The following is a 20,936-nucleotide window of genomic DNA, read 5'->3' as shown; positions in this document are numbered from 1 at the left end:
TATGGCAACACTTAAAGAAATTGCGGCGGAAAGCGGCTTTTCTATAGCGACGGTTTCAAGAGTTCTTAATGAGGATGACACATTAAATGTACCTGAATCCACAAGAGAACTTATTATTGAGACAGCTGGGCGACTTAATTACAAGACCAAGACTGAGAGGAAAAGAGATGAAGCAGCCAAAAAAAGGGGTCTTCATAAGCTTTCAAGCGTTGGAATTGTAGAAATGCTCAGTGTAGGTGAGCAGATAGAAGATGCTTATTACATGTATCTTAAAAACAATGTTGAAAAAGTATGCATGGAAGAAGAAATAGAAGCGGTTCCAATGCAGTATGATGAAGGGCTTTCTGAATACAGGAACATGGGAAGGCCCGTTGATGGAATAATAGCCATAGGGCAGTTCTCAGAAGACAGAATATCAGCCATGAGGAAAAGAACTGAGAAAATAGTTTTCGTAGATTCTTCTCCGGATGAGCAGAAATACTGTAGCATTAAGACAAACTATGAAACAGGCGTAAGACAGGGAGTAGATTATCTTGTAAGGCAGGGACATGTGAACATAGCTTTTGTCGGACCGGAGAATTCAAGGGATTCCAAGGCTGTTACAGCACCTGAAGACAGACGCCGAATATTTAAGGCAATTACCAGAGAATACGGTAACAAAGTGCATCCTGAGACCATAGATGTCACAGGAACAGCGAGAAATGCCACAGAAAATATCACAAAATTCATTATAGGAGATAATAATCTTAGACCTGATGAAGAGAAAGTGACAGCTCTTTTTACCTACAATGAAGCAACAGCTCTTGGAGCAATCAAGGCAGTTCAGAATTCAGGCTTAAGAGTTCCTGAAGATATAAGTGTTCTTGGATATAACGACACAGTTCTTGCCTCCTATATGCAGCCACCGATAACAGGAATCCATATTTATATGGACGAAATGGCAAGGGCAGCGGTCGAAGCTCTTACCAAGCTGATCAACGGGTATGTCAATATTCCATTTACAACACTAATACCAACTACTCTCAAAGAGAGGGGAAGTATCAGAAAAAAGCAGTAATATAGCGGAAAAATGAACATGCGAAGACTTATAGGCATCCATCAAAATGATGGGTGCTTATTTTTGTGGAAAAACACGAAAAGATGTGAAATAAACTTGCTAAAAATGTGCAAAATATTTGAAGTAAAATTTTAGTAAAAATGCAATATAGTATTATATTACAATTAATCTTAGAATTTTAAGTGGAAGAGTTAGCGATAATTTATAAATTATCACTAACTTATTTCGTCACAAGGCAACTCGGTATGAAAAAGTTGAAAGGGGAAAAAGAATGCAAAGGAATTGGAGGAGAGTACTAGCTTCAGTACTTGGTGTGACGACTGCGTTTACAACAGCCTTTACATCAGGAAGTGCCGCCACTGTGACCACACAGGCTGCAGAGGGCAAAGTTGACAGAACTGTTAAGCTGTCACCGGCAATAGCCTCAGTATTTAACGATACTGATGGCGATGGATTTGGAGAATTCCAGGGATTTGGTACAAGTCTTTGTTGGTGGGCTAACCGTGTAGGCTACAGTGATGAGCTTACAAAACAGTCGGCAACTGCTTTCTTCGATAAAGAAGAAGGCCTTGGTATGACAATCGGCAGATACAATGTAGGTGGCGGTGATAATGTTGGGGAATCACCTGAAGTACCTGTTAATGAGAAGGCTTATTTTTATGACACATCATCTGAGAACCTTAGTTACAGCGGTTCTAAAATGAGTGTTTCAACAAATACCAGTTTGGCAGATGCAAGCTATTCCAAGTCAGATGCTGATTTTGGACTTACTTCTGGCCAGAAAGTAGGCTCTTTTAACGCAATTGGATGGATCAATAATCTTGATGGCGAGATTGGATCAGGAGATAATCTCCACTATTTGATCAATTCAGAAGAAGATGGAACTTATACTATCAAAATGTTGTTCACTTTATCAGGAACAAACAAAAGAGGCGTTAGTATAAAGGTTACTTCAGAGGATATGACAACATATAGCCATGAAAACAAAGAGGCTGGAACAGAAGGGGAAGTTGTCGTATCAGGCGATGATCTTGAGGGTGATAGTAAGAAAGATGAAGCAGCAAGTGAGGCTACATCAGCAGAAGAGAAGGCTGCAGATGAAGCGGTAACAGAGGCTTCAAAGGAAAAAGATGAAGTATCAGAAGATTCATCAGATAGAGCATCTACTGCAAGTTCTGAAGATATTTCTGAAGAAGAAACAAAGGAAGAGACAACAGATGAAGCTGCAAGTGAAGACTCAGTAAATCCTGTAACAGATAAAGAAAGTGCTACAGATAAGCTTCTTGCAGTCACTAACGGAGAGTCCAAGGTTTACACAGTTCCTTCATCAGAAGTTAATAAGAACCTTGTAGCTTCCGGAAATAACAACATGCTCTACGTTGTTACTTTTAGCGATGTTGAGCTTAAGGCCGGAGTTAACAAGATTGATATCGGCGGAGCAGATGGTGACTGGTGTCTTGATTTTGTTAAGATGGCAGTTATTAAGTCAGGTGAGGAAGGCGTGCTTCCTGAGAGCAGTGATTTCCTTCACGGAGCTCACATAAAGAGATCAGACTCTATCGTTCCCGGCTATGCAACAGATGTAACCAAGATCAATCTTGAGAAGCATGATGCTGAGTATTATGAGACAAACTTTGTTAGAGCTGATTTTGACTGCGGATATGCATGGAACTATGACTGGGATGCTGACAGAAACCAGATGAACGTTCTCATTGCAGCAGCACAGGCAGCCGGAGATGAGTTTATCGGCGAGGCATTTTCAAATTCACCTCCATATTTCATGACAGTATCTGGCTGCTCATCAGGCGGCGTAGATCCAAACGTTGATAATTTAAGAGAAGATTCCTATACTGCATTTGCATGCTATATGGCTGATGTTATTGAGCACTGGGCAGATGAAGGAGTAATAAACTTCCAGAGCACAACTCCTATGAACGAGCCTTACACAAATTACTGGTCAGCATTTAACAACAAGCAGGAAGGCTGCCACTTCGACATAGGAGAGTCTCAGTCCAGAATTCTTGTTGAGCTTAATAAAGAGCTTGAGAAAAAAGGCATTGATATTCTCATCTCTGCTTCTGATGAGACAAGTATCGATACTGCAATAACCTCTTTTAACGCATTAACAGATGATGCAAAAGAAGTAGTAGACAGAATCGATGCTCACACATACTCAGGTTCAAACAGAGCCGGACTCAAGGCGCTTTCTGAGTCTGCTGGCAAGAACCTCTGGATGAGTGAGGTAGACGGAACATTTACAGCAGGCACAAATGCTGGAGAAATGAGAGCCGGTCTTGGCTTCGCGCAGAGAATAATCACAGATGTAAATGGCATGATGCCATCAGCATGGATCATGTGGGATGCAGTAGATGTCCACATCGATTCAAATAATGAATTTGATACAGCAACCAGAGAGTCTGTTGAGAGAACTCTTTCAAACGGAGATGGCTTCTGGGGAATCGCAATAGCAGATCATGATACCCAAGAGCTTCTTCTTAGCAAAAAGTATTACGCATTTGGACAGTTCTCAAGATATATAAGACCAGGTTATGCAATAATCGGATCAAGTGATTCTACAGTAGCAGCTTACGATCCAAAGGAAGGTAAAGTTGTTATTGTAGCAGTTAATACTGCAGAAAACGACCAGACATGGAAATTCAATCTTCAGGATTTCTCTGAGATTGGCTCCAAAGTAACTGCAATCCGTACAAGCGGATCAAGAGCAGATGGCGAGAACTGGGCAGACGTTACTGCTTCAGATGATATCGTAGTAGATAAGGCTACCAAGAATGTGACTGCAACTCTTAAGGCTAATTCAATCACAACTTATATTGTTGAGGGTGTTGTGTATGATAGCAGCGCAGAGTCAGTGGTAGCAGTAGATGATAAGAATATCTACGCGGCGAAGGGAACACTTCCTGTTCTTCCGGAGACAGTAAGCGTTAAGACCAGTAAGAATAATACAATCAATGCAAAAGTTACATGGGATCTTGAAAATGTAGACCTTGCCACAGCTAGTGAGGTTACAGGAACACTTGATGGATACGGATATGAAGTAACATATGCTATCAAGTACGTTGATCCTAACATGGCATGGTACATTGATTGTAACGACAACGAAGTAGGTCATACTTCCTACAGAACAATGGACTCCTATGCAGATCTCTTCAACGAGGTTTCTGATCAGAAGTACGATGGAACCTGGGGAAGACTTGCAGATTACGGTGCATACAATAATTCGGACGATGACCCATGGGCATATGGCTGGTATGCATATTCTAATCAGAGCATTGATTATACAGTTCCTCTTGAAGCTGGCAATTACACACTTACCTTTGGATTTAAGGAGTGGTGGAATCAGTCACGACCTATGTCAATTTATGCGGTGACTGATGGTGGCGAAACACTCATAGGTAATACAAATACCAAGAACGGTAATAACAACTGGAATACACCTGTTTACAGCTATAGCCAGGAGGAAGCAGGAAATGTAACTTTCTCTGTAAGGAAAAACGGTGGTCCTGATCCTGTTCTTTCATTTATCAGAATTCAGAAGAATTTGAATCTGGATGAATTAAAGAGCGTTCTTGCAAAGGCTCAGGTCATGGATACATCTGACTATTCAGAGTCCAAGTCAGCTCGTCTTCATTCTCTTTTTGAAAGAGCACAGAGACTGATGCTCAGAGCAGCTACAACACAGGAAGATGTAGATCTTTTGGCAAAAGAGATTTCTGAATTTGTAGAAACAGATGGAAACGTATTCTCAGAGGAAGAAATAGCTGCAAATGACTATGTACTCTATCTTGTAGATGTTGCAAGTAAAGAAACAACTCAGGTTCCTGAAGGATATAAGCTTGGTCTATATCAGTCAGTAACTGATCAGGAAGATGCAGTTGATGCAGGAACAGGGCTTAAGTGGGGATATGGCACAGATCCTTCCTACGGTGTAAGAGTAAATGGCGGTGCATCAGATGGAACTCTTACAGGAACTTATGCTTATATGTCAGATAAGGGATGGACATATGAAAAGGGCGTAAGTGGACTGTACTACAGCTTCGAGCTTCCTGACAGAAGCAATAACGAATATCTTGTTACTATCGGTGTTAAGAGCCCTTGGAGTGCAAGAGATATAAGCTATGATCTTGAAGGTGTAAACGTTGAATCAGGTCTTAATCTTGGACAGGGTTCACTTGTTGAGCGAACATATAATGTAGAAGTTACAGACGGAACACTTAATCTGTACGCATACGCTACTAACAGAACAAGTTCTTATGTTGACCCGCTTCTTAGCTATGTAATTGTTAAAGCAGTACCTGAGTATACTTACGAAACACTGATCTCTGCAATTAACAAATACAGAGCGGAAATGGAAGGAAAAGTTTATTCAGAAAAGAGCCTTGCTGTATTTGAAGAAGCAGTAGTCAAAGCACAGGCACTTATTGACGTTAAATCAACTGATGTTGCTGCTATTAAGAAGGCTTATAAGGATCTTGAAGAGGCATTTAAAGCGTTGGCAATTGTTGTTACTTATTCATCCATAACAGGTGTAGAGGGAGCTCCACTTTATGATAATAATGGAATCCTTGTACAGGCCCATGGCGGACAGATCCAGCAGTTCACAATTGATGGAGTTACCAAGTATTACTGGTATGGTGAAGATAAGACATATGACTATCAGCCTGTTGTAGGTGTTCATCTTTATACTTCAACAGACCTTTATAACTGGACTGATGAAGGCGTACCATTTAGAGCAATACCTATTGCAGATGAAGACTATGGCAAATTCAAAGAAGCCGGCTATAAAGCAGATCTTTCAATCTTTGAAGAAGACAAATATTTTGCGTCACTGTACTCTGATTACAAGGATCAGGCTGCAGATGATTCACAGTATGACAACAAGCTTGAAGAAGTTTATTGGAATATCGCAGCTGACAGAACAGTTATGGAAAGGCCTAAAGTCCTCTATAACGACAAGACCGGTAAGTATGTAATGTGGTGGCACTGCGATGGCAATACAAAGAGCAATCCTACAGGCTCTAATTATGGTAAGGCTAAAGCCGGAGTTGCTATTTCAGATTCACCGTTTGGACCATTTAAGTTCCTTGGAGCATATAAGCTCAACTACTCAGAGACAGCAGATCATCAGTGGGATAGCGATGAATCAGCATGGGGTTCTGTAAGAGATATGAACGTCTTCAAGGATGATGACGGAACAGCTTATGTTATGTATTCTTCAGACGGCAATACAAATATGTATATTGCCAAGCTCAACGATGAGTATACATATCTTGCCAAAGATCAGAAGCATGCAGTTCTTGGTGAGGACTTCACACTTAACTTTGCCGGTGCATCAAGAGAAGCTCCTGCAATGTTCAAGTATAACGGAACATATTACATGATCACATCAGGATGTACAGGATGGGATCCAAACCCGGCCAGCTACGCATATGCAAGCAGTCCACTTGGACCTTGGACAACAGTAAATAACCCTTGTACAGATGATGGTGCAAACACAACCTATAGAACACAGTCAACTTGCGTATTTCCTGTAGATGCTGCAGCAGGCAAGTTCATCTATATGGGAGACAGATGGAATTCAGGTGATCTGAGCGAATCAAGATATGTATGGCTTCCTGTAGAATTCCTGGCTGGAAACAAGATTGCTCTTAGAAGTTATTCTAACTGGACACTTGATGAGCTTGAGAACAAGGGCGTATTTGAAATCAACACAAAGCTTCCTGAGTATGCTCTTTCAAAGGAAGACCTGGAAGAAAAGCTTCCTTCAGAGGTTGAGCTTACTCTTTCAGATGGCAGCACAGTTACAAAGGCAGTTACATGGAATACAAATTCAGCCAGACTTGTAGGTGATGTCGAGATTACAGGAACACTTGCTGATTTCAACAGATCTTTTGCAATCACTGTAAGTATGATCCCTGAGAAGATGATCTATTTCTACGACAGTGCATCAAGAAATGTTCTGGGCGATGAAGAGGCTTCTTATCTTACATCAGCAAGATCAGTTCTTAAGAAACAGCTCCGTAATGCATCAGCAGATGAAGACTTTGCTACTACTAAGGTTTCAGGATATAGAGGAGTGAGAAGCTCTGAAAATGCAGAGAAATATGATGTAGGATTTAAGAACTCCGGATCAGATATCTGGGGACATGGATTCTGGGCAGCCGGAAATAAACCAATCGACTATGTATTTACACTTGAGGAAGGTCAGTACACTGTAGCTACAGGATATCAGGAGTGGTGGAATACATCCAGACCTACAAGGATCACAGTAACTGACGCTTCCGGCAAAGAGCTTGCAAGGCAGAACTTCACTCTTGGCTCAAGTGACAGTGCAAGACTTGAAACAGTCAGCTTTGAGCTTACAGAAGATACTCAGGTTACAGTTAGAGTTGCCAAGACAGGAAATCCTGATCCTGTACTTAGCTTTATAGCTGTTATCAAGGACAATCTGGAAAAAGAGCCTGAGGATGAAGGTACACTTATCAAGAAGTATGGTAAATACTATCTTGTAACAGAAGATGGTGAGAAGCTTACAGGATTCCATGAAGTTGATGGTATTCTCAGATACTTTGATGAAAATACTGGTGTAATGGCTATAAACAAGTGGGTTACTGTAGGAGATAACAAGTACAGAGCTCTTGATGAAGGCAGGATCGCAAGTAATGAAATAATCAGAGAATACGGCTCAGATTATTATCTTGGCGAAGATGGAGTGCTTGTGACAGGTCTTTTCGATTACAATGGTGATAAGTACTATGCAAAGGCTAATGGTAAGATTGTAAAGAGCGGACTTCTGGAAATAGACGGAGAATACTATATTCCTGATTCAGATGGAAGGCTCATGCATGACATTAAGACTGAAGTATACTTCTCAGAGTATATCTTAGGTTCTGATTGCAAGGCTGTTAAGGGCTTTACAACCTATGAGGGACAGAGGTATTACGGCAAAGCTAACGGAAGAGTTGCCAAGGATTATATGTTTACAGTAGATGGTGATACATATTATGCCAAGAATGATGGAACACTTGCTGTATCTGAGACAATTACAAGATACTTCAAGAAATACACATTTGACGAAAACGGCAAACTCATAAGTGTAGGCAAGTAATATTCATGACATTTTCAAATTATAATTTTAAGTAGTTCTAAACTTCAAAGAGGGTAGTTGGGCATAAAAGCTGACTATCCTCTTTTTTCTTTTTGCTCAGAGCCAGAAGAGTATGTATGCTCTCTTATTACCTCGATTAATGAATAAAAAAATACTATAATATGACATAAGACAGTTGCTGATTTTTACAGGCAATTAGATAAGTGACAGATTGAAAAGTAAGTATAATAGGGTGTTTTGGAGGTAGACAATGGCAGATAGGCCTATTGGAAGAAAAAAGAATATAGGAGAAGGCGGATCGGGCGTACATAAGAGAGGCGATGGCCTTGGTGGCGGTCCTGTCGGAAGCAGTAACGGCTATTCAAGCGGCGGAAATGGTAGTGGATCAGGTTCAGGAGGAATGAAGAGATCAGGCGGAAGAAGTCCTCTCTTTATGATAATCGTTATTATTTTCCTGCTACTTGGAGGCGGTGGTGGTCTTACATCATTCCTTGGAGGAAGTGGTGATACGTCTACTGATTATGAGAGTGTTGCAGTGCCTCAGACTACAACGCAGCAGACTACCTCTCAGACAGGTCAGTCCCAGACTGGATTTTCAAACGGATATAACAGTAGTATGTTCGATCTGTTTGGTTCCATGCTGGGAGGAGGCAGTTCCTATACCGGTGGAAGTATGGCTTCAGCAAGCTGGAGTGATACACCAAATACTGGTAAGCTTGATACTTCCGTAGTAAGCGGAGCAAGGGCTAAGCGCACTACAATCAAGGGAAACGGGCAGGATACTATAACCATCATGGTATATATGTGCGGAGCTGACCTTGAATCAAGAGGCGGAATGGCTTCCAAGGATATTCAGGAGATGCTCTCAGCAAGATTTGATGACAGGATAAATCTTATCGTTTATACAGGCGGAGCCAAGCAGTGGCAAAACAATGTTGTTTCAAGCTCTACCAACCAGATTTATCAGATAAAAGATGGAAAATTTATCTGCATCAAGGATAATCTCGGAAGCGTACCTATGACCAAACCTGAAACACTTTCCGGATTTATTAAGTGGGGCGCGCAGAACTATCCTGCTGACAGATATGATCTTATTTTCTGGGATCACGGCGGCGGATCCACCGGTGGATATGGATATGATGAGAAGTTTTCTTCTGCAGGTGCTATGTCACTTGCAGGTATCAATACAGCGCTTAAGGATGGCGGAGTTACTTTTGACTTTGTAGGCTTTGATACATGTCTTATGGCGACAGTAGAAAATGCGCTTGTTGTATCCAACTATGCTGATTATCTTGTTGCCTCTGAGGAGACAGAACCGGGCGTAGGCTGGTATTATACTAACTGGCTCACAGCCCTTGGCAGTAACACATCAATGGAGACAACAGAAATTGGTAAAAACATCATTGATTCTTTTACCAGTGCATGTGCACAGAACTGCCCAGGACAGAAGACAACACTTTCTCTGATCGACCTGGCAGAGCTTTCCTATACAGTTCCTTCGGAGCTTGCAGATTTTTCAAAAGATACATCAGAGATGATCCGAGGAAACGACTTCGCAACAATATCGGATGCCCGTAGCAGCACAAGAGAGTTCGCAGCTTCATCCAAGATAGATCAGGTCGATCTTATCGATTTTGCGAACAAAATTGCAACACCTTCGGCAAAAGAATTAGCGACTGCTCTTAAGGGTGCGATCAAATATAATAAGACAAGCTCCAATATGACAAATGCTTATGGTTTGTCTATTTACTTCCCTTATAAGAAGACATCCAAAGTTGATTCAATGGTTGGAACTTATGAAGCTATTGGAATGGACGAGGAGTATGCAAAGTGTATTCAGAACTTTGCTTCTCTGGAAGTTGCAGGCCAGCAGGTAATGGGCGGAACATCAAGTCCAATGCCATCTCTTTTGGGAACACTTGGAAACACAGGCTCATCAAGTGCCGGTGGAAATGCATCAGCTGAGATGATTTCGCAGCTTCTGACGACATTTTTATCTAGTGACTTTAGCAGTATTTCTGGGCTTTCTTCATCAAATACAGGATTTCTTGGTAAAGGCCTTGATGTTGATCAGGCTGCAAATTATATTGCAAGTCACCAGTTTGACCCATCAGCTCTAGTATGGACTACAAATGCAGAAGATTATACCTGCATTTCGCTGTCTGCAGAGCAGTGGAAGCTTGTTCATGATCTCAAGCTCAACATGTTCTATGATGACGGTGAAGGATATGTTGATCTTGGACTTGATACTACGTTTGAATTTGATGAAGAGGGAAATCTTCTGGCTCCGGAGGATAAGACATGGCTTGCTATAGACGGTCAGATAGTTGCCTTTTATGTAATTGATGTTCAGGGTGACAGTGACAGCTACGCAATTACAGGCCGCGTTCCCTGCGAACTTAACGGTCAGAGAGCTAATCTCATCCTCATATTTGATTCGGAAAATGAAGACGGCTATGTAGCCGGTGCAAGCTTTGATTACATTGAAGGTGAGACAGAAACTGTAGCCAAGAACCTTACAGAGATAAATGTAGGTGATACTATCGATTATGTTTGTGATTACTACAACTATGACCAGACTTTCCAGCAGAATTATTATCTTGGAGAGCAGATTACAGTAGATAAAGCAATGTCTGATATGGTTATAGAAAATCTCCCTGTTGGGGAGGGCAAGGTAATCGAGACCTACTGCTTTACTGATATTTACGGACAGAATTACTGGACACCAAAGTTGGAATATTGATAATGGAAGAAAAGACAAGAGATTTTTTAGCAGGTCGAATTAAAGACCTGGCAAACAGAGCTTATTTGAACGGATTCGTGACGCATACAGATTTCCTTTCGGTATCTGAGATAGCGATGTTCTACCAGATTCTGGCGTCTGAGGGCGTTCCCGGAAATGTTCATGAGTACTGCGGCGCAAGTTATGTAGTGTACGGAGGAGCAGAAGATGCTGAGAGAGCAATGGTCTGTTTTCTTCCGGATTATCTGGATGAAGAGACCTTTCTTGTATCGGAAAAGGCTGACAACACAGTTCTAAAGTGTGTTCACATTAAGCCACTTAACAACAAATTTGCAGATGATCTTAATCACAGAGACTACCTCGGAAGTATCATGAATCTGGGAATTGAGCGTGATCAGATAGGCGATATACTTGCAGGAGATAAAGAGGCTTATATATTTGCTACACCTGACATTGCTCAGATGATGGAAAAAGAGCTGATCAGGATCAGACACACATCAGTAAGGTGCGGTATAGTTAATGCTGCAGACTGTGATATTGAACCAAAGTTCGAGGAAATAAGCGGAAGCGTTGCATCTGAGAGAATAGATGCAATTCTGGCTTTTGTATATCATCTATCAAGGTCTGAGGCACAGAAGCTGATTGAGAGTGAGTCAGTGTTCATAGATGGCAGAACGGCCTATAGCGGCGGATATGACCTCAAAGAGGGAGCGAGAGTTTCCGTAAGAGGACATGGAAAGTTTATTTATTTGGGAACTTCCAATACTACCAGAAAAGGGAGACTATTTATTTCAGTCAAGCTATTCAAATAATTAAATAATAAGCTATAAATAAGCGGCTTTTTGTGTTAATGCACAGAAAGACCGCTTATTTTTTGTGATAAACCGATATTGTTTAATATGAACACGCTCGTTATAATTATAACGAACACGTTCATAAAGGATAAAAATATGCCAAAAATCATTGATAATTTAAGAGAACAAATACAAATCGAAGCTATGCATCAGATCTTGAATAATGGCTATGCCAAGACAACTATCAGATCAGTAGCCAATGGATGCAATATTGCAGTTGGAACACTCTACAATTATTTCAAATCCAAGGATGAGCTTATAGTTTCCTTCATGTTAGAAGACTGGGAACAGTGCGTTAGCGTAATAACAGCAATACAGGACTCTGATCCGGAGGCATTCCTGAGGCAGGCTCACTCAGCCCTTGATAAATTCATCAGGAAGTATGAGAGATTGTTTTCTGATGAAGATGCTCAGAGGGTTTTTTCGGATGTGATATCCAAGAGACAGGTTCAGTTCAAGGCGCGAATTGCACAGCTGATAGCAAGAGCAGTAGAAAACTCTGACTACGATGATATAGAGTTTCTTACGCTCCATATAGCAGAATCAATTATCAGATGGACTATGGCAAATATACCTTTTGATAAACAGTATTCGATCATAAAAAAACTCGTGTGACAGATTTTGGGGGTAACACGAAGAAATAGGAGGACATACAACATGAGTAGCTTTGAGAATCTGAGGATAGTAGACAACTTTTATCAGACATCACTTTTTTTCCCAATGCCTACAGTAGTCATCAGCACTTTATGTGAGGATGGCACAACTAACTTAGGGCCTTATTCACTAATCCAGCCCTACTATGTAGCAGGTAAGGAGTATTACGCAATGCTCTTAAACTGTCGTAATTCATCAAATACAGCACAGAATATACTCCGCACCGGAAAATGTGCAATTAACTTTATTGATGATAATCCCAAGAATTTTAAAGAGGCAGTTAAGCTCTCATGGCCAGGGGACAAGCCATCAGAGAAGATGCCTAAGTGTAATTTTAGGCTGGAGAAGAGCCTTATTCAGGAGGAAAATCCTGATGACATAAGACCGATGGTTATGACCGATGCAATAGAGGTTATAGAGTGCACGTGGATGAGAGAACTTGATGGTGCAGATAAGGATCAGCCCGGACAGCTTGAAGGATATGAAGGACCTTATCATGATTTCAATGGAATCACCAGCAAATTCGGAGCGCATTTCATTCTCAGAATCGACAAGATACTTATGAAAAAGAAATATTCCGATGCCATTATAAACGGGGTAAGGGCCAAGGATTTCCCACCTCTCCCTGTAGACTACGGTTACAGAGACAGTAAGAACTTCTGGTTCCATAGAAAAAGACATATGAGAGCAGAACTGTTACAGATGAGACAGGCTTCACTTCAGTCAGTACGTTATGCGGCAGACAGGATTGATGACAAGATCAAATTCACTGATGATGCTCTCAAGCTTATGCTTAATGTTCCAAGAGTATTTCTTCCGGCAGCTCTTAAGGGATGCGTGGACTGGGCCAGAGAGAATAATGTTGAGCTCATCACTGAAGAGCATATGAAGATAATTAACGATAAGAGAGCGCAAGAGAAAAAGAAAAAATAATAATGGGGAAGGAGAGTAGGCCTATACATATAAGCCTATAGGTCTACAGGTAAGAAAATGAAAGTAGTACTTGCAGGCGCTTTTGGAAATCTTGGCGCAGATATTTTCAGATCACTTGTCAAAGAGGGACATGAAGTAGTGGCTCTGGATATGATGACAAGAGATATTGGGGTTGATGAGAAAGCATATACATTTAAAAAGGTTGATGTAACCAAGCCTGAAACTCTTAAAGGAACATGTGATGGTGCAGATGTTGTTATCACAACAGTAGGTCTTACAAAAGGATCAGCAACAGTATCTAACTATGATATCGACTATCAGGGAAATCTTAATATTCTGAATGAGGCTAAGGCCGCCGGTGTTAAGAGATTTACCTATATCTCAGTTATCAAAGCAGATAAGGCTCCAAAGGTTCCTATGCTTCACGCTAAATATCTTTTTGAAGAAGAGCTTAAAAAGAGTGGCCTTACTTATGTAATCCACCGTCCAACAGGATACTTTTACGACATTGTTAAGGTATTCCGTCCAATGATAGAAAAAGGAGAGGTTACACTCCTTGGTAAAAAACCGGTTCATGCAAATGTTATTTCAACAGAGGACTTTGGTGAGTTTATTGTTAAGCACATGCTTGATGATAACAAGTCTTACAACGTAGGTGGTAAAGAGACATATTCTTATGAAGAAATTGCCAATATGTGCTTTGAAGCCGCTGGCAAGACACCGGTTATAAAAAGAGCTCCTGCTTGGCTTTTTGATGTTCTTGCATTTGTTAACAAGCTCAAAAAGAATGGCAAAGAGGCTATTTTAAGATTTTCAAAGTGGACACTTACTGAGGAGATGGTAGGAGATACCACTTATGGAGAAATGAGCTTCAAACAGTATATAAAGGACAATTTTACTAAATAAGACAGGAGAGCGGAAAATGTTACATCTGGATTCTTTACTTATTATCTGCCTGGTATGTCTAGTACTGTGTGCAGTAGGTTTTTACAAATATATATATTTTCTTTCTATAGGTTATGGTTTTGCTATAGCAGGAGGCGGTATATGCGCATTTATAATTGCACTTAAAAATGGATGGACACAAGGGGTATTGTGGCTCTGCATTTTACAGATGATCCTCTTTATCGCATATGGAGCCAGATTATCTGGATTTCTTTTGTATAGAGAAATAAAAAGCGCCGCATACAGGAAAACGTTTAATGGGGAAATCGGTGCAAGTAAGAAAATACCAGTATTTGTCAGCATAGCAATATGGCTTTTTTCAGCAGTTCTTTATACTATTCAGGTAAGCCCTATGTTCTACAGATATGCAAATGAGTCTAAGGATGTGATCCTTCCTGTGATTGGTATGGTAATTTCAGTGTGCGGGCTTATCCTTGAATCAGCTTCTGACAAGCAGAAATCTGCTCAGAAAAAAATAAATCCTAACATGGTAGCTACTGAGGGCCTTTATAAAATTGTCAGATGTCCAAATTATCTTGGGGAGATAATTTTCTGGACAGGAGTATTTATTAGCGGGGTTACAACTTATACAGGAATTGGCCAGTGGCTCATGGCAATAATTGCCTATGTTGCTATTGTCTACATTATGTTTAACGGAGCACAGAGGCTGGAAAAGAGACAGCTTGGGCACTATGGCAACAATCAGGAATACATAGATTATGCGAATAAGACTCCGATCATTATTCCATTTTTGCCTATTTATCATCTGAATAAAGTGGGGAAGTAAGGTCTTTTTAGAAAAAGGTATTTGTTGGAGGGGTATATGAAGGATTACACCGTTATTATGGCTCTGGCAGATTTCATTCCGGTCATATTATTCGCGGTCGCTGCAGTTAAACTGCAGAGGGATCTGTATTTCAAAATGAGTAAAGGGGCTTTTGCTCTTTTTTCTACAGGGACTATGGATGTAGTTTTTGCAGGAGTCTCGAAAGCTCTTTATAAATTGTTATATGCAGCAAATATATGCGATTTTGAAGCACTCAATAATTTGTATTTTCCGGTTATTTCTATTGGCTTTTTGCTTTCAGGGTTAGGGCTTATAGGCATGCTCTCATACAAGCAGGTAGAAAATGCTGCCATGTGTGTTGTACCGCCCGTGCTATTTAAAGGGACAGCTATTATGGTCAGTTTCATGATCGTGGGACTTGCCATGATATGCTACAGTCTTGGAGTCCTTGCGCATAAGCTTAAAAGGCCTTCAATAATAGTATTGCTGGTAATTGATTTTGTGTGTTCACTTTGTATGGGGTATCTTGCTTCCAAAGATTTTGATAAAGCCTACTGGAACTGGATTGCAGAAGGAATCAATATTGTAGGACAGGGAGCTTTTCTTATGGCGGCAATCGAACTTAGAAAGGCCGGACTTTCTAAGCTGAAACTATAAGATAATGATCAAAACGGCTGAACAGTTTAACACTGCTCAGCCGTTTCTAAATATATAATGGGTGTTTTGCTGCATCGCAATTACGCAAATCTTATGGAGATTAGATAAGAGATGCTACACACTCTGCAACCTTTTTCATGTCTTCTGTAGGCTCGAAGCGGGCTACAACATTACCCTCACGATCTACAACGAACTTAGTGAAGTTCCACTTAATATCAGGATTATTCTTGTAATCTTTATCAATCTTCTTGAGCATAACACTCATAGCAAGAGCTGCAGGTCCCTTGCCGAAACCTTCAAAGCCCTTCTGCTCCTTGAGGAACTTGTAAAGAGGAAGCTGACCCTCACCGTTAACCTCTGACTTAGTCATCTGAGGGAACTTAGTATTGTAATGAAGCTGGCAGAACTCATGAATCTCATCGTCTGTACCAGGAGTCTGTCCAGCGAACTGGTTACAAGGGATATCAAGAACCTCAAGACCCTGATCATGATACTGCTCATACATAGCCTCGATATCCTTGTAATGAGGTGTGAAGCCACAACCTGTAGCAGTGTTAACAACAAGAACTACCTTGCCCTTGAAATCAGCCATAGAAACTTCGTTTCCCTGAGCATCAGTTACAGAATAATCATAAAATCCCATTTTGGACCTCCATAAATAATATATGTGCAATTAAATTAGTTACAATGTTTTGATTTAGTTAAATTATATTGCACACAATATAAAATGTCAACACTTAATTTGAAAATATTGCAAAATGCATTGATACACCTTATATTTTAGTAGAATGAGAAATAAACTTGAACATGGGGGTTATAAATGTTTTATAAAGAATTTCTGATAAAAGAAGAAGGCTCTTTGGAAGGAGCAAAACTTACTGTATATATTCAGGAGAAATCAAAAGAGATAAAACTCTCAAAGCGTCCGCTTATCCTCTTATGTCCCGGAGGTGGATATGCTTATACATCAGACAGAGAAGCTGAACCAATGGCACTTACATTTTTGGCTAAGGGTTTTAACGCAGCAATTCTCAGGTATTCTTGTGCTCCTGCAACTTATCCTACAGCTCTTTTAGAGCTTGGGAGAGCCTTTCATATAATTAGAGATAATGCAGATGAATGGAATGTGGATTCAGATGCAATTGTTGTAGAAGGGTGTTCTGCAGGCGGACATCTTGCTGCCAGTTATGCATGCTTTTGGAAAAAAGATTTCATATCAGAAAAGCTTTTTGGAAATGCTTACAATAATAATAAAGAAAAGCTTCGCCCAAACGGACTTATGCTGTGCTATCCTGTAATTACATCAGGAGAATTTGCGCATAGAGACTCATTTAAAAACCTTCTGGGGACAAGGTACGATGAACTTGTAGATGAAATGTCGCTTGAAAATGTATCCTGCGAGGATGTTCCAAGGACATTTATCTGGCATACATATACAGATGGAAGTGTACCTGTTGAGAATTCTCTACTTTTCGCAATGACACTAAAGAAATATAATATAAATACAGAGTTACATATTTTCCCTGTGGGAGGACATGGACTTGCTCTTGCAAATAAGATAACAGAAAGCCCAAGTGCCAAGGAAGTAATTCCTCAGTGCGAGCCATGGACAGAACTGGCTGTTACTTGGATGAATCAATATTGGAACTAATATGAAGAATTACATTATATTTGACCTGGAATGGAACCAGGGAGATGCGCCTGTAGTAGAGAATGGTAAGACACTTAATTTCGAGATAGTAGAGATTGGCGCAGTCAAATTAAATGAGAAAAAAGAAAAGATCGGCGAGTTTTCCAGACTCATAAGACCGCAGGTATTCAAGCAGATGCACAGGATCACAGGTAAGCTGATACACTTGACTATGGAAGACTTGGAGAGTGGTGAGCCATTTACAGATGTAGCCGATGAATTTCTTAAGTGGTGCGGAGAAGATCCACAGTTTTGCAGCTGGGGACCACTTGATCTGACAGAATTTCAGAGGAATCTGGATTTTTTTGGAATGCCTCTTTTGTCGGACAGACCAATTGCCTTTTACGATGTACAGAAGCTCTATAGCATAGCCTTTGATGATGGCAAGTCCAGAAAGGCTCTGTCAACTGTAGTTGATGAGATGCAGATGGATAAGGATATTCCTTTCCACAGAGCTCTTGCAGATGCTGAATACACAGCAAGAATATTCAGAAAGCTAGGAGATAAGGTTCTTCAGAGAGTATCCTTTGATACCTACGTAACTCCCAAGACCAGGAAACAGGAGATCAAGATTACCTTTGATAATTATTTCAAATACATATCGAGGGAGTTTGATTCCAAGGAAGATATTCTGGAGAACATAGAAATAATGAGCACAAAGTGCTATTTGTGCCATCGCAACATTAGGCGTAAGGTCAAATGGTTTACACCAAACAGTAAGCATTACTATTCTGTAGCTTATTGCGAGCTTCACGGTTTTATGAAGTCCAAGGTCAGGATCAAGAAGGCTGAAAATGGCAGATTATATGTAGTTAAGACATGTAAATTCATTCAGCCGGAAGATGTTGAAGCCATGAAGGTCAAACAAAGAAAAATCAAGAAAAGACAAAGCGATTAAATAAAAAGAAATCTCAGCTACCTATAACATATTTGCTATAGAATGAGATTTCTTTTTTAATGTCTTTATTTAAAATGAAGTTTTCCTTTTTTGTATTCTCTTTTACGGCGTTTGTATCTAAGTCTGTCGTTTTTACTTGTGTAGCGCCTGTTCAGGGACACTCTGGCCGAAACAGTACTGATTATAGTCATCAGGACTACGAAGGCGGCTGCCGAGATAAAAATATAATATACGTTGATATATGTAGTATGCGTGTGAGCGGAGCCACCAAAATTACCATTTCCGCGCTGGGCTGCGTAGCATAAAAGGGCAGTGCCGATCGGAACACCATTGTAGGTATAAGATATCTTGGCAATGGCGCTTGGAGAGCTGCTAAGATCATCTTCTGTCAAATCGTAAGATACTGAATAATCTGTATCATTTATAGAAGAAGTCTTGGGAATTATGATCGTACTGGATTTACTAAGGCTAAGTATTGTCCCAGATCTTCCAAAGACATCGTTTTCTGATTCAAAGAAAAGAGAATCATTAGGCATATATCTGGTGTCGGTATCTGCTACATTTACAGAGGTAAAATTATTAAAACCGTAATTAAACAAAGTAACAGTGTCAGTAAACTGGGAAGGAGATTCTTCTTTGAGGATCACGCAGATTAACTTGACGCCATCTCTTTCTGCACAGGTCACAAGGGTCTCGCGTGCCTGATCGGTATAGCCGGTCTTGCCACCAATAATACCGTCAAATTTGACTTCACCTGTTATCAGCTTGTGTTTGTTATTGAGATAAAAATCATCAGGCTGGGTAGAAGTCTCCGTGAAGTGATATCTTGGAGTGTTACCGACCTTACATAAGAGCTCGTTGTTAAAAAAGGCTCTTGCTATAAGCGCCAGATCATAGGCACTGGTGTAATGATCATCATCCTGAAGTCCATTGGTATTGTTAAAATGAGTATTGGTACAGCCAAGCTCACTGGCTCTTTGGTTCATGAGATTAACAAAGGCATCAATACTGCCACTTACATGTTCAGCGACAGCGTTGGCAACCTCATTGGCGCTTCCTACCATGATTCCGAAAAGAGCCTGCTCAAGCGTAATTGATTCGCCAACATCCATACCTATAGAAGAACCATCTCTTGGAACGCTGAATACAGCTTCATTTGAAAAAGTTATCTTATCACTGAGACTGGCGTTCTCAACTGCAAGCAGACAAGTCATGATCTTGGTGGTACTGGCCGGATACAACTCTTCATGGATATTCTTGGCATAAAGGATTGTACCAGTGGAAGCATCCATGACAATAGCTGCCTCAGCCCCAATCTGTGGCCCCTCTGGCCAACCGGAGGTTTCGTTGCTCTGAATAGGCAGCTCTTTACGCTGTTCAGCCTCTGCCTGATAGTCGATGGTTTCGGCAAAAGAGGTGAAACTAAGGCTATATGCCAATATCATGAATGTGATGACACTCAAAAGGCCTCTATATGCAATTTTCCTTGTATTAAAGAAAAAAGAATGTCTCATAGTATATAGATAATACACTACTTTCCAAGTGGTCGCAAATGTTGTAAAATTCTATTATAAGAATTTTAGGTAGGATGAGAAATGCGTTTAAGAAACATTGCAGGTTCCAGAGAAGTTATTGCTGACAGTAAGTATACTGTCAAGGAGCCCGAGACCAAGAAGGGACTCTGGAAGAAAGAAGTATTTGGTAATGACAACCCGATCCGGATTGAGATTGGAATGGGTAAGGGCAGATTCCTTATGGATTTGGCTGAGCTTAACCCTAATGTCAATTATGTAGGTATCGAGAAGTATTCCAGTGTACTTCTGAGAGCAATACAGAAGCAGGAGCAGAGGCAGCTTCCTAATGTTATTTTCATTAGAATGGATGCCGAGAACATCACTGATGTGTTTGCTCCATCTGAGGTAGACCGAATTTACCTCAATTTCTCAGATCCGTGGCCCAAGGACAGACATGCCAAGAGACGACTTCCATCAAGAGAGTTTTTAGGCAGGTATGATAAAATTCTCAAGCCTGACGGAGTCGTAGAATTTAAGACTGATAACAAGGACCTGTTTGATTTTGCCCTTGAAGAGGTTGAGCCGGCTGGATGGAACCTGGATGCAGTTACACGAGACCTTCATAATGATCCTGTTATGAATGAAGGCAATGTAATGACGGAATATGAGGAGAAGTTCTCATCACTAGGCAACCCGATTTACAAATACATTGTTAGCAGAAAGGGGAAGTAACTCATGGACTACAGTTTAAACAGTCAGAATTTCGAAGAAGAAGTTTTAAAGAGCAAAGTTCCGGTACTCGTTGATTTTTCCGCGGATTGGTGCGGCCCCTGCAAGATGATGGCACCTGTTATCGATGAACTTGCCGGCGAATATGAAGGCGAGATGAAGATTGGCAAGATCAATGTTGATCAGTCTCCTGACATAGCTCAGAAGTACAATGTAATGTCAATTCCGATGTTCGCGTTTTTCAAGAACGGTGAAGTTATTGAGACAGCAGTTGGTGCACTGAATAAGGCTAAATTACAAGGAATTATAGATAAAGTGCTGGCCTAACGGTCAGCATTTTAGTTTTATA

General features: G+C 40.6%; 15 protein-coding genes. 13 read left to right on the top strand and 2 right to left on the bottom strand.

Annotation, left to right across the window (positions count from 1 at the left end; genetic code table 11):
- Position 1: 1 nt before the first annotated feature.
- The 9 genes from BPR_RS14915 (at position 2) to BPR_RS14870 (ending at position 15,756) form a co-directional block, all read left to right on the top strand.
- The gene (locus tag BPR_RS14915; protein ID WP_013282318.1) at positions 2-1,057 is read left to right on the top strand and encodes a LacI family DNA-binding transcriptional regulator; all 1,056 of its coding nucleotides are present in this window, start codon (positions 2-4) and stop codon (positions 1,055-1,057) included.
- Between the two features lie 271 nt (positions 1,058-1,328).
- Complete coding sequence (locus BPR_RS20065; protein WP_013282317.1) at positions 1,329-8,183, top strand: Ig-like domain-containing protein; 6,855 nt, start codon at positions 1,329-1,331, stop codon at positions 8,181-8,183.
- 250 nt (positions 8,184-8,433) lie between these two features.
- Positions 8,434-10,926: a clostripain-related cysteine peptidase gene (locus BPR_RS14900; protein WP_013282316.1), complete on the top strand. Its 2,493-nt coding sequence runs from the start codon at positions 8,434-8,436 to the stop codon at positions 10,924-10,926.
- Positions 10,927-10,928: 2 nt separating this feature from the next.
- Positions 10,929-11,738 carry a YlmH/Sll1252 family protein gene (locus tag BPR_RS14895; RefSeq protein ID WP_042257204.1) on the top strand — a complete coding sequence of 270 codons (810 nt, stop codon included), beginning with the start codon at positions 10,929-10,931 and terminating at the stop codon, positions 11,736-11,738.
- A 186-nt stretch (positions 11,739-11,924) separates the two neighbouring features.
- Positions 11,925-12,395: a TetR/AcrR family transcriptional regulator gene (locus BPR_RS20060; RefSeq protein WP_052301837.1), complete on the top strand. Its 471-nt coding sequence runs from the start codon at positions 11,925-11,927 to the stop codon at positions 12,393-12,395.
- A gap of 42 nt (positions 12,396-12,437) precedes the next feature.
- Entirely contained in the window at positions 12,438-13,367 is a 930-nt protein-coding gene (locus BPR_RS14885; protein ID WP_013282313.1) for a hypothetical protein, read from the top strand.
- A gap of 57 nt (positions 13,368-13,424) precedes the next feature.
- A complete protein-coding gene (locus BPR_RS14880) occupies positions 13,425-14,273 on the top strand; it encodes an SDR family oxidoreductase (RefSeq protein ID WP_013282312.1) in 849 nt (282 codons plus the stop codon).
- 16 nt (positions 14,274-14,289) lie between these two features.
- Positions 14,290-15,099 (top strand): DUF1295 domain-containing protein, encoded by an 810-nt coding sequence (locus BPR_RS14875; RefSeq protein WP_013282311.1) that lies wholly within the window; start codon positions 14,290-14,292, stop codon positions 15,097-15,099.
- 36 nt (positions 15,100-15,135) lie between these two features.
- Entirely contained in the window at positions 15,136-15,756 is a 621-nt protein-coding gene (locus tag BPR_RS14870) for a hypothetical protein (protein ID WP_013282310.1), read from the top strand.
- A gap of 100 nt (positions 15,757-15,856) precedes the next feature.
- Here the strand turns inward: BPR_RS14870 and BPR_RS14865 are convergent, their stop codons facing one another.
- A complete protein-coding gene (locus BPR_RS14865; RefSeq protein WP_013282309.1) occupies positions 15,857-16,399 on the bottom strand; it encodes a glutathione peroxidase in 543 nt (180 codons plus the stop codon).
- 177 nt (positions 16,400-16,576) lie between these two features.
- Between BPR_RS14865 and BPR_RS14860 the strand changes: the two genes are divergently transcribed.
- Entirely contained in the window at positions 16,577-17,407 is an 831-nt protein-coding gene (locus BPR_RS14860; RefSeq protein WP_013282308.1) for an alpha/beta hydrolase, read from the top strand.
- A 1-nt stretch (position 17,408) separates the two neighbouring features.
- On the top strand, positions 17,409-18,344 hold the full coding sequence (locus tag BPR_RS14855; RefSeq protein WP_013282307.1) for a 3'-5' exonuclease: 936 nt from the start codon (positions 17,409-17,411) through the stop codon (positions 18,342-18,344).
- A 65-nt stretch (positions 18,345-18,409) separates the two neighbouring features.
- Here the strand turns inward: BPR_RS14855 and BPR_RS14850 are convergent, their stop codons facing one another.
- Positions 18,410-19,807, bottom strand: a complete 1,398-nt coding sequence (locus BPR_RS14850) for a D-alanyl-D-alanine carboxypeptidase family protein (protein WP_167531176.1) — start codon at positions 19,805-19,807, stop codon at positions 18,410-18,412.
- A gap of 132 nt (positions 19,808-19,939) precedes the next feature.
- On the opposite strand from BPR_RS14850, the gene trmB reads away from it, so the two are divergent.
- The gene (gene trmB, locus BPR_RS14845; protein ID WP_013282305.1) at positions 19,940-20,590 is read left to right on the top strand and encodes a tRNA (guanosine(46)-N7)-methyltransferase TrmB; all 651 of its coding nucleotides are present in this window, start codon (positions 19,940-19,942) and stop codon (positions 20,588-20,590) included.
- Positions 20,591-20,593: 3 nt separating this feature from the next.
- Complete coding sequence (gene trxA, locus BPR_RS14840; protein WP_013282304.1) at positions 20,594-20,914, top strand: thioredoxin; 321 nt, start codon at positions 20,594-20,596, stop codon at positions 20,912-20,914.
- Positions 20,915-20,936 lie beyond the last annotated feature (22 nt).

The sequence above is a fragment of the Butyrivibrio proteoclasticus B316 genome (genome assembly GCF_000145035.1).
In the GTDB taxonomy this organism is placed as follows: domain Bacteria; phylum Bacillota; class Clostridia; order Lachnospirales; family Lachnospiraceae; genus Butyrivibrio; species Butyrivibrio proteoclasticus.
Note: the sequence above shows the minus strand (reverse complement) of the source record. Positions and strands in the feature narration are given on the sequence as shown.

Excerpts from the sequence above, each read along its gene's own strand:
- BPR_RS14865 (WP_013282309.1), bottom strand. The coding sequence starts at position 16,399 with ATGGGATTTTATGATTATTCTGTAACTGATGCTCAGGGAAACGAAGTT.
- BPR_RS14875 (WP_013282311.1), top strand. The coding sequence starts at position 14,290 with ATGTTACATCTGGATTCTTTACTTATTATCTGCCTGGTATGTCTAGTA.
- BPR_RS14855 (WP_013282307.1), top strand. The coding sequence starts at position 17,409 with ATGAAGAATTACATTATATTTGACCTGGAATGGAACCAGGGAGATGCG.
- BPR_RS20065 (WP_013282317.1), top strand. The coding sequence starts at position 1,329 with ATGCAAAGGAATTGGAGGAGAGTACTAGCTTCAGTACTTGGTGTGACG.
- BPR_RS14900 (WP_013282316.1), top strand. The coding sequence starts at position 8,434 with ATGGCAGATAGGCCTATTGGAAGAAAAAAGAATATAGGAGAAGGCGGA.
- trmB (WP_013282305.1), top strand. The coding sequence starts at position 19,940 with ATGCGTTTAAGAAACATTGCAGGTTCCAGAGAAGTTATTGCTGACAGT.
- BPR_RS14880 (WP_013282312.1), top strand. The coding sequence starts at position 13,425 with ATGAAAGTAGTACTTGCAGGCGCTTTTGGAAATCTTGGCGCAGATATT.
- BPR_RS14860 (WP_013282308.1), top strand. The coding sequence starts at position 16,577 with ATGTTTTATAAAGAATTTCTGATAAAAGAAGAAGGCTCTTTGGAAGGA.
- BPR_RS14870 (WP_013282310.1), top strand. The coding sequence starts at position 15,136 with ATGAAGGATTACACCGTTATTATGGCTCTGGCAGATTTCATTCCGGTC.
- BPR_RS14885 (WP_013282313.1), top strand. The coding sequence starts at position 12,438 with ATGAGTAGCTTTGAGAATCTGAGGATAGTAGACAACTTTTATCAGACA.
- BPR_RS14895 (WP_042257204.1), top strand. The coding sequence starts at position 10,929 with ATGGAAGAAAAGACAAGAGATTTTTTAGCAGGTCGAATTAAAGACCTG.
- trxA (WP_013282304.1), top strand. The coding sequence starts at position 20,594 with ATGGACTACAGTTTAAACAGTCAGAATTTCGAAGAAGAAGTTTTAAAG.
- BPR_RS20060 (WP_052301837.1), top strand. The coding sequence starts at position 11,925 with ATGCATCAGATCTTGAATAATGGCTATGCCAAGACAACTATCAGATCA.
- BPR_RS14915 (WP_013282318.1), top strand. The coding sequence starts at position 2 with ATGGCAACACTTAAAGAAATTGCGGCGGAAAGCGGCTTTTCTATAGCG.